Genomic DNA, 13310 nt, shown 5'->3' with positions numbered 1-13310 from the left:
ACCATTCACGGAAAACGGGTGGGAATATTCGCAAGCCTGCGCTAGTCACCTTCCGACTGCAGGTGAGTGCCCGACATGCCTTCCGCCGACAACCGCATTGATAGCCGCGACTGGGGGCTGCTCGGTCTGCTGTCGGTGCTCTGGGGCGGCTCGTTCTTCTTCAACGGCGTGATCCTGCGCGAATTGCCGCCACTGACGCTGGTGCTGCTGCGTGTCGTGCTCGGCACGATCATCCTGCTGCCGCTGCTGCGGTCCCGGAAGATTGAATTCCCGCGCGGCGTATCCGGCTGGGCGCCGTTCTTCGCAATGGGGCTGTTCAACAACGTGCTGCCGTTCTCGCTGATCGTATTCGGGCAGACCTACATTCCGAGCGGGCTGGCCTCGATCCTCAACGCGACGACGCCGCTGTTTGCGGTGATCGTGATGGCCGCGGCCGGCGAGGAGCGGCTGCAAGCGCGGCGCGTGGCGGGCGTGGTGGTCGGACTGATCGGGGTCACGATCCTGCATGGCGACGCGCTCGGCTTCGAGAGCCGGCAGGGCATCGGCATCCTGCTGTGCCTCGCGGGCGCCTTCAGCTACGGCCTCGCGGCGCTGGTCGGGCGGCGGCTGCCGCAGCGCGTGCCGCCCTTGGGCACGGCGACGTTCCAGATGATCACGTCGGCCGCGATGATGGCGCCGATCACCGCCCTGGTCGAGCGGCCCTGGCAGCTCGCGATGCCGCACGCAACGACATGGCTCGCCGTGCTCGGGCTCGCGGCGCTGTCAACGGCGCTGGCCTATATCGTGTTCTTCCAGATCCTGCAGCGCTCCGGCGCGACCAATGTGATGCTGGTGACGCTGCTGATTCCGGTCACTGCAATGCTGCTCGGATATCTCGTGCTCGGCGAGCCGATCGCGCCGCGCGAGGTGATCGGCGCGCTCGTGATCGCGAGCGCGCTGCTCTTGATCGACGGGCGCGTGCTAACCTGGTTCAGCCGCGCGCCTGCTTCCACGCCGCATACCAGCCGGTGAAGCGGCCGCTGTCGCGCTCGCCGCCGTGCCAGGCGGCATAGGTCGCTCCGTCGTCGGCAACCAGCACCACGGCATCGAGCCCCTTGGAGCGGCGCAGCGTGTCCATCGCCTGCACCGGCGTCTGTGCGATCGGACCTGCGACATTGAACGACGTGTTGACCGACATCTCGACGCCGATATGGCGGCCGAGCGCCTTCAGATAGGCGTAGGTGAGGGGATCGTCGGCGTCGCGCACGATCTGGATGCGGCCGGTGCCGTCGGCGTGCACCACGGCGGGAATTTTCGCGCGCGCTTCCGGCTTCGAATGCGCCGTGAGCACCATGTAGTTGTACGCGTTGTAGTCGGCGTCCGAGGCGCCGTCCTCCAGCTCGAAATAGTCGCGCGCGGCCTGCAGCGTCGCCATCGGCGCCAGCGGCCGGATCGCCTCGCGATATTTGACGCGCTCGTTGAGCCGCTCGCGCACTTCGGGATCGCAGGGATTGGCGAGGATCGAGCGATGGCCAAGCGCACGCGGGCCAGTCTCGGCCGCGCCCTGATAGATCGCGATCACGCCGCCTTGCGCCACCATGCTGGCCATCAGATCGGCGATCGCATCGCGCCCGTCCGGCGTTGAGACATTGCCGATCGCGGTCGAGGCAATGTCATCGGCACGCAGCGCCGCGGTGATGTCGGCATTCGCGGGCGGCAGGCCGCAATAGAATGCGTGCGACAGCGGCGCACCGCGCGCGGCGCCCGCCATATGCGCGAACAGCCACGCCGCGCCGATCGGCACGCCGGGATCGCCGGGCACCGGCGGCACCCACATATGCAGCAGCGTCTTGCGCTGCTGCACGCGTTCGAACCAGGCTTCGTCGAAATGTTCGAGCAGCCGCATGTTGCCGAGCGCGTTCAGCGCCACGCCGCCGGTCAGCACCAGGCGGTCGGTGCCGGTGATGCGCAGGAGATGATCGATGACATGGATCATCGCGTCCTCGAACACCAGTTGCGTCGCGGCGGCCTTGTCGACGCGGTCCTTGGTGCCGGGGCTGTGATGGATGTCCTCGACGCGCAACACGGCGTCGGGATTCCACAGCTGGTCGGGCCGGAGCGGCGGGCCGAGGATATCGATCAGCGGTTGATGGTAGGGATTGTCGGCGGGATCGGCATACCAATTGGCCATCGCGCGATTGAGCTGCACGCTGCCGTTGGGCCCGAGCTGCAAAACGGCTTTCAGGCGCGAATAATACGGGTTGGTGGCGCGGTTCATGTCGCCCCACGCCGCGGCGCCCATGTAGCGGCCCTCGCTGGACAGCCAGGTCCAGCCGCCCTGGCTCGACGAGATCACCGTGTAGAAGGCGCCGAGCGAATCGAACAGGCTCTCGTTGCAGTAGAGCTGCTTCATCTCGCCGTTCTCGACGACATAGAGCGAGATCGAGCCGACGTCGCCGGTGCCGTCGAGCACCGCGATTGCGACACGCTCGCGCACGTCGGCGAACGGCGAGGCGGTGAACGAGTACCAGGCGTGATTGTCGTGATGCGGCATGCAGATCAGCGGCAGCTGCTCGCCGAGCCCGTACATCCTGCCGAGCCTGCGCGACAGCCGTCGCACCTGATCCAGCTGCCGCAGATTGATCGCGGGTGCGATCGGGGCGCGCAGCAGTTTGAGGCTCGCCGGTGCTTCCTCCAGTGAGGTGCGGATCAGCATCGCCAGCAGTGCCGGATAGTCCCATGTCGTGACGAAGGCGGCGATGTCGCCGATGTCGCGGCCCATCCGTTGCAACACCTTGCGCATGTCGTCGAGCGCGTGTCGCGGGAACTCGTTGGTGTGCTTGTTGCCGGAGAAGCGCTCTTCCTCGTTGTTGACGATCAGGCGCGGCCCGTCCTTCTGGGTGATCTCGACCAGCGCGACGCCGGTGTTGTGCGTGCCGGGGCAGGCGAGGCCTGCGACGTAAACGGTCTCGCCGCGTTGCAGCTTCTCGCGGATCGAAGCGATCGTGCGCTGCGCGAACTCGCCATTGAGCTTGTGCAGGCCACGCTTCGCCATCGCACGTTCGCTGAGCTGGCGCGTGATCCCATAGCCCGCGGCCGCAATACGCGGATGCCGCGGACCGGTACGAATGTCGGGTTTACGCAATCAGAACGCCTCGACTCGTGATCCCCAGATCGACCTTCAATCACAAATAGCGCCAGGCAACAATGCCGTTTCGCCCAACGGAAAAACCCAGCGCTTGCCAGCACATGCGTCTCTTGCGAGACTTGCCGCCAAAACCAACGACAAAAATCGGGAGAAAACGATGCCGGCTCGTTCTGGATATATTGGCGCGATCGTGGCCTTCGCAAGTGCCGCATTGGTTGCGACCTCGGTCGCACTGACCGCGACCTCGGTCCACGCGCAGAAGAAATACGATCCCGGCGCAAGTGATGGCGAAATCAAGATCGGCAACATCATGCCGTATAGCGGCCCGGCGTCGTCCTACGGCGTGATCGGCAAGACCGAGGCCGCATTCTTCAAGATGATCAACGAGCAGGGCGGCATCAACGGCCGCAAGGTCAATTTCATCAGCTACGACGATGCCTATTCGCCGCCGAAGGCGATCGAGCAGGCGCGCAAGCTGGTCGAGAGCGACGAGGTGCTGCTGATCTTCCAGGCACTCGGCACGCCGTCGAATTCGGCAATCATGAAATACATGAATGCCAAGAAGGTGCCGCAATTGTTCGTCGCCTCCGGCGGCACCAAATTCGGCGACCCCAAGAACTTCCCCTGGACGATGGGCTTCCAGCCCAACTACCAGAGCGAGGGACGCATCTATGCGAAATACATTCGCGACAAATTCCCCGACAGCAAGATCGCGGTGTTCTGGCAGAACGACGATGCCGGCAAGGATCAGTTCAAGGGCCTGAAGGACGGGCTCGGCGACAAGGTCGGCATGATCATCGCCGACAAGTCCTACGAGGTCTCCGACCCCTCGATCGATTCGCAGATCGTCGCGCTGCACGATTCCGGCGCCGACATCTTCTTCTCCTGGGCGGCGCCGAAGGGCTCGGCGCAGGCGATCCGGAAAGTGGGCGAGCTCGGCTGGAAGCCGAAATTCTTCCTCGCCAACACCGCGACCTCGGTCGCCTCGGTGCTGAAGCCGGCCGGGCTCGAATATTCCAAGGGCATCATCTCGACGGCCTATCTGAAGGACCCGACCGATCCCACCTGGGACAAGGATCCGGCCGTGCAGAACTGGCGCGCCTTCATGGACAAGTATTATCCCGACGGCGACAAGGGCAACGCCAACAACCTCTATGGCTACGTGCAGGCCGAGGCCATGGTGCAGGTGCTGAAGCAATGCGGCGACAACCTCACGCGCGAGAACGTCATGAAGCAGGCCGCCAATTTGAAGAACTTCCATTCCGACCTGATGCTGCCCGGCGTCATGGTCAACACCTCACCGGATGACTACTTCCCGATCGAGCAGATGCAACTGATGCGGTTCAACGGCGAGGCGTGGGAGCTGTTCGGCGACGTCATCACCGGCGAGGTCGGGCACGAGGCAACGCGGTAGGAGTTCGCCGGTCAGGCGATTGCTCGTGCCAACCCACTGCTGTCGTCCCTGCGAAAGCAGGGACCCATACTCCGCGGCCCGCGTTGTGAACGGGACTCGTCGTCCCGACATCGTGCAGCAATAACCATTCGTGGTTATGGGTCCCTGCTTTCGCAGGGACGACGCCGAATGCGTGGCACGGGCTTTGAGCCGCGCGCTTACAGAATCTTCTCCGGCCGGTAGGTGCGCAGCGCCATGCCGCCGGCGACGCCGACACCGATCACATACATCCAGCCCTCGTGGAAATCGGACAGATGCGAGTTGAGCAGCGAGCTCGTGAGGTTCTGCACGACGACGGCGAGCCCGATCCAGCTCACGAGATCGCGGCTAGCGAACAGCATGACGTGGCTGATCCACATCGCGTAGAGCAGCAGGATGCCGATCAGCCCCCACTGGATAGCGACATTGAAGGTCTGGTTGTGCGGGTTGTTGATCACCTCGGCATCCAGGCCGGTTTTCCCGGCTGCATCCCGCGTGAACATCTGTCTGATCGAGCCGGTGCCGTGCCCAAGCAACGGCGCCTCGGTGATGAACTTCAGCGACTTCCGCCAATAGGTCAGGCGCTGCGCGGTGGAGGCGATCCCGGACATATCGTGCGCGCGATACTCGATACCGACATCGGCGATGCGCTGGCGCAGATAGGGGGACGTCGTCCAGACCAGCAGGCTCGCCAGCGCGAACGCGGCGAACAGCAGGCGGGTGGCGCGGCGGGACAAATGCAGCGAGGCGAACACGACCAACAGCACCGGCATGGTGACCAGCGCGGTCCGCGCCGAGACGACGTAGAGCATGTTGACGACGAACAGCAGGATCAGCGCGATGGCGCCGGCTGCGATGCGCCATTGCCGGGCTCGCAGCGCCGTCAACGCCGGCAGCATCAGCGCGAAGGCGCACAGCACGAATTCCTGGCTCTGGTCGAGGTAATTCTTGACCGGCACGCCGTCGGAGGCGGTGTGCGCGAGCTTGAGCTGCGGCAGCGACAGCACGATCCAGGACAGGATCATCACCAGCGTGCACGACATCAGGAAAGCGGCGAACACCCAGGGCCCGCGCTGCGAACGCTGGAAATGGTTGAGCAGGAATGGCAGCAGCAGCAGCTTGCTGAGCGGCTTGAGGCCTTGCAGCCGTTCGGCCCAGCCGGTCTCCGACCATGCCAGGCCGAGCACGGCGAGGGTGACCAGCGCGACCGGCAATGCAAAGGCCGGCTGCGCGAGGTCGAGAACGAACTGTTCCCAGTCAATGGTGGGGATCACCGCGACGAGCCATAGCAGCATGAAGACGGCAAGTGCGGTCGTCGACCAGGGCAGCGAAGCCGCAGCCAGCACGATTAGAGCGTCCGTCGTCCGGGCACAGGCGACCGAGCCGGACCAGGCACGGACGCGGTCGCGCCATCGTGGTGCGGGCTCGACGGCGCCGCCGATCGCGTGGGTATCGCTGGTCATGGCCGGCCTACACGGTCGCGCCGTTGAATGCCGCCATCGCGGCCGGCGGTGCCGGCACGGCGGTCGCAGTTTCCGCGACGGCCCGATGCGACAGCAGGTCGCGCGCCTGGGTGTGGTGGCCGAAGCGATCGGCGAGCTCGGCCCGCCGCGCGCGGATATTGGTCCGCCATTGCTCCTGGTCTGCCAGAACCCGGATGACCGAGGCGCCGATCGACTCGATCGAGAACGGGTCGAAATAATCGGCGAGCTCGCCCGCGACCTCACGGAACACGGCGATGTCGGAGCACAACACCGGCGTGTTGGCGGCCAGCGCCTCGATGATCGGCACGCCAAAGCCCTCGGCGAGGCTCGGCATGATCAAGCCATGGGAATCGGAAATGAGAGCGGCCTTCTCGTGCTCCTCGACATAGCCGGAGAAGCGGACGTTGGGCGGCGCGTTGCGGGTCAGGCTGGGCGCGCCGGTGTAGCCGATCACGACGAGATCGGCCTGCGGCAGCTTGCGGAAGGCGCGGATAACAGCAGCGAGGTTCTTGCGCGGCTCGGCGGAAACGATCACGACGAAGTACGGCCGCCCGCTTGGGGGCCCTGCCGTTGGCAGCGCCGCTGCATCGAACCGGGTGCGGGGATAGACCACCCGCGCCGGCAGATGCGCGAACTGCGGCAGCAACGCGCGGAACCGGCCAAGGCTGTAATTAGAGACGAAGGCGAGCTCGTCGGCCTGCTGCAGGCTGGTGAACAGGCGCGACAGGAACAGCCGGGTCGCGACGTCGCTGAGCTTGAGGTCGGTGAGCGGCAGCAGGTCGTGCACGACGCAGATCACCTTGGCGCCGCGCTTGCGCTGGATCGCGACCCGGGTCGGGGTGTCAACGAGGATGACATCGTAGCCGCGGGCATCGACCCGCGGCGGCGGCAGCCGCAGCAGTGCCGACGTATCCTGATAGCTGTAGAAGCCGGGCTCGAGCAGGAAGTCGCCGAACAGCCTGAGATGGCGCAAATCGGTCGGGATGTATTCCAGACCGTCGGCGTGGTTCTCGATCAGGCTGACGCCGGCCGGCAGCACATGGAGTGCGCGCAGGAAGCTGACGGCGAATTCCAGCGAGGTCGCGGCGCGTAGCTTGCCGCGGAACCAGTCGACGGTGCGGCGCAGGCCGCCGCTGCTGCGCATGACCGACGCATTCATGTCGGCCTCGTCGAGGAAGCGATAGAGCGCGAGCAGCTCGATCAACCGCGAGCCGTCAGGCAGCAGCCTGGTACGCTGCTGGCGCTGGCGCAGCTTGCGATAGCGGCGCGTGGTCTCGACCAGCAGCGTCAGCTCGTGGCCGTCGCCGGCCAGCGAGCGGATCAGTTCGCGGGTGAAATGGAAGATGCCGCGCTTGTGGTTGGGTTCACCGAGCGCCTCGCTGACGACCAGGATCTTTGTCATGCGGTTATTTCTCTGAGCTCGAGGTGATGCGGAACGGGCGGATCCAGCGCGACGGTGCTGGCGATGCGGCCGTGATCGAGATTGACGATGCGGTTGCAGGTCCGGCGCAGCAGCGCGTGATCGTGCGAGGCGATGATCACGATCGCCGCGGCCTCGACCATCTTGCGCAGCCGCTGCTCGGCCTTGGCCGAAAAACTCTCGTCGACCACGCTGAGCCATTCGTCGAGCAGCAGGATGTCGGCGGGAAACGCGGTTGCGGTCGCGAACAGCACGCGCATCAGCATGCCCGACGAGAACATCCGCAGCGGCAGCCGCCGCATGCGCTCCTCCAGTTCGGTGAACGCCCAGATCTCGTCCAAAATCGCCGGCGTCGGCTTGCGGCCGGATATCCGCAACAGAAGGCTGATATTGTCTCCGGCGACGAAATCGAGATTGACGCCGGCCCCTAAGCCAAGCAGCGGCACGATGTTGCCTGAGATCCGGACCTCGCCGCTGGTTGCCGGAAACACCCCGGCGACCAGCCGCAGCAGCGTGGACTTGCCGGAGCCGTTCGGCCCGGCGAGGCCGATGCGGGCGCCGGCCTTCGCCTCGATCGAGATGTTGTCGACCGCGCGGATGGTGCGCATCTCGCTGGCCTGGCGGAACAGGCGGCCGAGCAGGCGGCGCTTCAATGAGAAGTCGTAAGCGCCGTAGAGCGGATAGTCGAGGCAGACGTCGCGCAGGTGGATGCTTGCCATGTCCTAGATCCAGAATGCCGCTTTGCGCAATTGAGCGACCGTCACGATCGCGGCGACCGCGAGCGCAGCAAGGCAGGCCAGCACGTAGATCACGCTCGTCATCGCGACGTGACCCGATGCCAGCGGGTCGCGCCAGACCGCGAACAGATGCGTCAGCGGATTGAGCCGCATCACGGTGGAGCCGCGATCGATCATCTCCGGCGTCCAGATGATCGGCGAAGCCAGGAAGGCCAGCGTCAGCGAGGACTCGATGATCGGCTTGATGTCACGGTAGCGCGTCGCCAGCGCGCCGAGCACGAGGCTGACGCCGAGCGTGCAGATGACGAACAGGACGAGGCCGGGCAGGGCGGCGATCGCGCCGCCGACGTCCCGCGGCGTCAGCGCGAGCCACAGGATCAGCGGCACGACCGCGTTGTGGGCCGCAAACAGCGCCTGCCGGAAGGTACATTGCAGCAGGAAGATCACCGGCGGCAGCGCGCGATCCTTGATCAGGCTGGCCGAGCCTTGCAGCGCGGTGGTGGCGTCGAGCACCACGCTGTTGAGGAAGGTCCAGGCGGTGAGGCTCGCAGCCAGCATCGGCAGCCGCGCCACTGCGCTGGCGTTGGAGAGATGGCCGATGACCGAGCCGAGCACGGCCACCATGATCGCCATCTGGATCGACATCCAGAAAGGTCCAAGGAGGGAGCGGACGTAGCGATGGCGGACGTCCGACCATGCCAGCGCTGCCGCGATCTGGATCGCGCCGACGAGACCGGCCGTTCGGGGACGCGGGGCTGGGGCTGACGACCCTGCGTCCTTTGCGGCGGCCTGTTCGGAAACGACCTTGCGATACACCGTTTCCACTCCCTCCTTGAAGGCTGATGTCGAGTATTTCGTGATCGCGCGATGCCGCGCGGCCTGGCCCATGCGGCGGCGCCGCTCCGGATCGGCGATCAGCGTTTCGATGGCGTCGGCGAACGCGGTTGGGTCGCCGGGCGGCACCGTGATCGCCTCGAGACCGTCGCGGGCGACATGCGGAACGCCGGTGTCGAGCGCGGTGTTGACGATCGGGCGGCTCGCCGCCATCGCCTCGAGCTGTACCAGCCCGAAGGTCTCCGCATTGGTCACCGACGGCATCACGAAGACGTCGGCGATGCGCATCAGCTTGACGCGTTCGCTCTCGGACACCGAGCCGAGCAGGCGGACGCGGTCCTGCAAGCCGTAGTCGCGGATCAGCTGCTCGAGACGCTCGCGCTCGCGGCCCTCGCCGACGATCCAGACCTCGAAATTGCGGGCGTGGGCGGCGCGCACTAGCACGTCGAAGCCCTTGTAGGGCACCAGCCGGCCGCAGGCGAGGACGAGGCGGCCGCGGGTGTTGACGTCGTCGGCCTGCGCGGCGGGCCGGTCATACTTCTCGACATCGACGCCGAACGGAACGGCGTGGCACTTGTCGGAAAATTCCTGCAGCAGCGGCGTGGTTTCGATCAGCACCGGCTCGGAGACGATGATCGCGGCGGCGCGGCGCAGTGTCCGCCGCATCATCGGCTCGACCAGGAAGCGCAGGGCGGCGTGCGAGACGATGTCGGCGTGCCAGTGCACGACCAGCGGACGGGCGCGGCCGAGCCCGAATGCGAACACGAGGTCGGCGAGCGGGAAGGGGGCGTGCAGCGCCAGCAGATCGTGCTCGGCGATGCGGCGCCACAGCCGCCACGGATAGGTCGGCGCCGCCGGCAGCGACAGCACGTCGCCGAACGAACGCACGCGCTCGACCGCAACGTCATTGACCACGATCTTTTGCTCGCCGCCGGAGCGCGAGCAGACCAGCACGGCGGCGTTGAAGGTCTCCTTCAGGCCGGCGCAGATATCGCGGATCACGGTCAGCGTGCCGCCGAACAGATCGGGGTAGTAGACCTTGAAGATGTGGAGCACCGACGGACGCCGGGCCGGCGCGTTGAGACCAGTCATGGGCGGCTCGATCCGGATCATGCGACGAACAGGGCGACGATGAACGGCAGTGCCAGCGCGGCGGCGAACACCAGCGAGCGCAGCAGCGCCGGAAACACCGGCTCGATCGGGCCGCAAGGCGCCTGCGGCGTGGAACAGAAGGGCGCCTGCGGCGTGAAACGGAGCGCGGTGGCGGCGAACCGGCCGGGTTCGCAAGACGAACCGGGTTCGTAGGATGAACCGGGTTCGCGAAACGAATGAAGAGACATTGCGTCGGATTCCCTGCTGAACGGATTCTGGATACGTGGGAAAATTTCACACGTCAATGGCACCGAACTAAAATGTGGGATTATGTCCCACGTAAGGCGGTGGAAAACTTTTTGAGGGGAGAGGATCGGCGCGCATGACGGCGCGATGGCGCGATCGCGCCGTGACAGCACAAGGCGAGTGAGCCGTGAGTGCTAGCGAGGTGTCAGGCCGGTTCGATCGAACTGCGTTCGGTCGATTGCTGCAACTGACGCCTGATCGCGGGGATGTCGAAATGGATCCGCTCGGGCAGCATCGCGGCGGCGGGCCGCTGCAGATACTGCTCGATCACGACACGCTTGCCGCCGTCCGATGTCAGCGCGATCGAGATCGAGTTCGCGCGTGGCTCGGCGGTGAGGCCGGCATGTGCGCGGCTAGCATATTCGCCGGCGCGCAAGCCGCCGAAGCCGAAGGCGAGCAGGCGGCCATAAATGTACAGCGCCAGCAGATCGGTTTCGTCGAAGCGGCGCGGCGAGCCTGGCACCACGCCGGGCAGGCAGGGATAGCCGCCCGCCATCACCGTCGACACGAACTCCTCGTAGGGAACCTGGGCAATCCGGCAGGCTTCCGCGATCGCAAGGTCGAATCGGGTTGAAGTCATGGAGCGGTCCGTGGCGATGGCGGCAGTGCCCGTGGCACCCGTGACACCAGTGCCAGCGGGCGCGTCGTGTCCAGAGGTGACTTTGTTTCCCATAAGTGGGAAAATGTCACACGTCAAGTAAGGTGGGATTGTGTCCCACGCGGAGGGCGGCTAAAAGTTAGGCATGAACGCCAAGGGCCCGAAGTCGAAGGTGGGATCGTCCGCGCCGATCGCCGCCGCGAAGCTGCATGCGCCGCTGGCGCGGATGCTGCGTCCGCTGGTGCGGCTTTGCATCCGCGGCGGCATGACGTTTCCGGCGCTGACCCAGCTGTTGCGCGAGCTCTATGTCAACGTGGCCGAGCACGACTTCGCGCTCGAAGGCAAGGAACAGACCGACAGCCGCGTCAGCCTGCTGACCGGCATCCACCGCAAGGAGGTGGCGCGGCTGCGCGGCGCCGGCGCGCCGGTCAATGCTGTGCCGGCGACGCTGTCGCGCACCAGTGCGATCATCGCGCGCTGGCTGGCCGCGCCCGAATTCACCGACGCCAAAGGCGATCCGCTGCCGTTGCCGCGCACTGCCGATGGCGGCGCGCCGTCGTTCGAGACGCTGGTCGAATCGATCACCAAGGACGTGCGGCCGCGCGCCGTGCTCGACGAATGGCTCGACCGCAAGCTCGTCACCATCAATGACGATGATGAGATCATGCTGGTCGAGGAGGCCTTCGTCCCGCATGGCGACGACGACCGCAAATGGCATTATCTCGGCCGTAACCTGCACGACCATGTCGCGGCCGCCGAAATGAACGTGTCGTCGGCGACGCCGCGCTTCCTCGAACGCGCGGTGCATTACGACGGGCTGTCGGCCAAGCTCGCCAAGCGGCTCGAGGGCCGCTCGCGCGAGCTTGCGATGGAGGCGCTGAAGGTCGCCAACCGCGAAGCCAACCGCGCGCTCGCGAAAGACAAGGGCGGCGACTACCGCTGGAATTTCGGCATCTACATCTACCGCGAGGGACCTGACGGCCCGGTCGATGACGATGCGGACGAAGGCGGTGCGGCATGAAGCGCCCGCCCGTCATTTCGCGCCGTGCATTGCTGATCGGCTTCTGGCTTGCCGGAACCTCGCTCGCCGGCGCACAGGTCAAGAAGCGCGGCAACGATCAGGGCATCGGCGGCACCGGGATCACCGGCTCCGACCAGGGCATCGGCGGCACCGGCATTGTCGGCGTGATCCAGCGGTTCGGCTCGATCTATGTCAATGGGGAGCGGGTTTCCTATGCGGCCGACGTGCCGGTCCGGATCGACGGCGAGGCGGCGAGCGCGAAAGCGCTGCGGATCGGCCAGCTCGCGCGCGTGGTGGCAGAGCGCGATGCCGGCGGCACGCTGTCGACCAGGCGTATCGACGTCGCGAGCGAAGTGACCGGGCCGGTCGAGCAGGTGAAAGCGGGCGAGCTGACCGTGCTCGGCCAGAAGGTCGCTTGGACCGGCAGCGAGAGCTGGCTCAAGCCGGGCGCGCATGTCGCCGTGTTCGGCCTGCGCCGCACCGACGGTGTCGTGGTCGCAAGCCTGGTGCAGGAACGCGATGACACCGCGATGCGCGTCGCAGGACCGCTGGAGCGCGATCGCGCCGGCGCGTTGCGGATCGGCGAGCTCAAGCTGAGCGGTGTCGACGCGGCTCTGGTCGGTCAGCGCGTGCAGGCCGAAGGCCATGTCGCGCAGGGTGTGATGCAGGTGTCGCGCAGCCGCGCCGACGACTTCTCCGATCTTGTCGGCGCCAAGCGGCTTTTGATCGAGGCCTATGTGCGGCGGGTCGGCAACGACCTGCAGCTCGGTTCCGGCTTCGTCGCGCGTGATAACTCGCGGTTCTCGCCAGCGGCCGATTCGCGCGTGGTCGTCAACGCGCAGCTGTCGGGCACGCGCGAGCTGCGTGTCGAGTCGGTGCAATCGGTCACGAGATTCCCGGGCTCGTCGGTGAAGAGCCCCGGCACGCCGGGCCGCGGGTCCGGCGGCGGGGGCTCTGGGCCGGGACATGGATCCGGGCCGGGCAGGCGCGGCGCGCCTGGTGGCGGCGGTCCCGGTGGCAGCCCTGGCGGGCCGTCTGGTGCGCCCGGCGGCGGGCCACCGCCTGGCGGCGGTCCTGCGCCCGATCCGCTGAATGGCGGAACGACCGGTCCTGGTCCGGGCGGCTTCGGCTCGCCCGGCGGACCCTTTGGTCCCGGCGGTGCTGGTGGCCCATTCGGACCCGGCGGCGGATTCGGTGGCGGCGGGCCGCCCGGCGGCATGGGTGGCGGTGGTCGCCGCTGATCCGGCAAAAGCAAGACC

At 66.5% G+C, this 13310-nt stretch carries 11 protein-coding genes; 4 read left to right on the top strand and 7 right to left on the bottom strand.

All coding sequences use genetic code 11. The annotated features are described in order from the left end of the window. The first annotated feature begins 75 nt into the window (after positions 1–75). Complete coding sequence (locus XH92_RS25610) at positions 76–1011, top strand: DMT family transporter (protein WP_194454584.1); 936 nt, start codon at positions 76–78, stop codon at positions 1009–1011. Here XH92_RS25610 and XH92_RS25605 read toward each other — a convergent pair. Next, positions 971–3034 carry a carbamoyltransferase C-terminal domain-containing protein gene (locus tag XH92_RS25605; protein ID WP_246787616.1) on the bottom strand — a complete coding sequence of 688 codons (2064 nt, stop codon included), beginning with the start codon at positions 3032–3034 and terminating at the stop codon, positions 971–973. The two genes, XH92_RS25610 and XH92_RS25605, sit on opposite strands and share 41 nt — an antisense overlap. A gap of 250 nt (positions 3035–3284) precedes the next feature. On the opposite strand from XH92_RS25605, the gene XH92_RS25600 reads away from it, so the two are divergent. Next, entirely contained in the window at positions 3285–4541 is a 1257-nt protein-coding gene (locus tag XH92_RS25600) for an ABC transporter substrate-binding protein (protein WP_194454582.1), read from the top strand. A gap of 197 nt (positions 4542–4738) precedes the next feature. On the opposite strand, the gene XH92_RS25595 is transcribed toward XH92_RS25600, so the two are convergent. The 6 genes from XH92_RS25595 to XH92_RS25570 all read right to left on the bottom strand — a co-directional run bounded on the left by XH92_RS25595 (position 4739) and on the right by XH92_RS25570 (position 11012). Continuing rightward, positions 4739–6022: an O-antigen ligase gene (locus XH92_RS25595; RefSeq protein WP_194454581.1), complete on the bottom strand. Its 1284-nt coding sequence runs from the start codon at positions 6020–6022 to the stop codon at positions 4739–4741. 7 nt (positions 6023–6029) lie between these two features. Continuing rightward, positions 6030–7445 (bottom strand): glycosyltransferase family 1 protein, encoded by a 1416-nt coding sequence (locus XH92_RS25590; protein WP_194454580.1) that lies wholly within the window; start codon positions 7443–7445, stop codon positions 6030–6032. Further along, positions 7442–8182: an ABC transporter ATP-binding protein gene (locus XH92_RS25585; protein WP_194454579.1), complete on the bottom strand. Its 741-nt coding sequence runs from the start codon at positions 8180–8182 to the stop codon at positions 7442–7444. Before XH92_RS25585 ends, XH92_RS25590 begins: the two co-directional genes overlap by 4 nt. Before the next feature lie 3 nt (positions 8183–8185). After that, positions 8186–10126: a glycosyltransferase gene (locus tag XH92_RS25580; protein WP_246787614.1), complete on the bottom strand. Its 1941-nt coding sequence runs from the start codon at positions 10124–10126 to the stop codon at positions 8186–8188. Positions 10127–10143: 17 nt separating this feature from the next. After that, positions 10144–10374, bottom strand: coding sequence for a hypothetical protein (locus tag XH92_RS25575; protein ID WP_194454577.1), 231 nt, complete (start codon positions 10372–10374; stop codon positions 10144–10146). A 203-nt stretch (positions 10375–10577) separates the two neighbouring features. After that, entirely contained in the window at positions 10578–11012 is a 435-nt protein-coding gene (locus XH92_RS25570; protein WP_194454576.1) for a hypothetical protein, read from the bottom strand. A gap of 163 nt (positions 11013–11175) precedes the next feature. Between XH92_RS25570 and XH92_RS25565 the strand changes: the two genes are divergently transcribed. Together XH92_RS25565 and XH92_RS25560 are read left to right on the top strand one after the other, a co-directional pair. Then, entirely contained in the window at positions 11176–12051 is an 876-nt protein-coding gene (locus tag XH92_RS25565; protein WP_194454575.1) for a DUF6502 family protein, read from the top strand. Continuing rightward, complete coding sequence (locus XH92_RS25560) at positions 12048–13292, top strand: DUF5666 domain-containing protein (protein ID WP_194454574.1); 1245 nt, start codon at positions 12048–12050, stop codon at positions 13290–13292. The genes XH92_RS25565 and XH92_RS25560 overlap by 4 nt, the downstream gene beginning before the upstream one ends. The last annotated feature ends 18 nt before the right edge of the window (positions 13293–13310 follow it).

The sequence above is a fragment of the Bradyrhizobium sp. CCBAU 53421 genome, assembly GCF_015291625.1.
In the GTDB taxonomy this organism is placed as follows: domain Bacteria; phylum Pseudomonadota; class Alphaproteobacteria; order Rhizobiales; family Xanthobacteraceae; genus Bradyrhizobium.
This window is presented reverse-complemented; position numbering and strand designations above follow the sequence as displayed.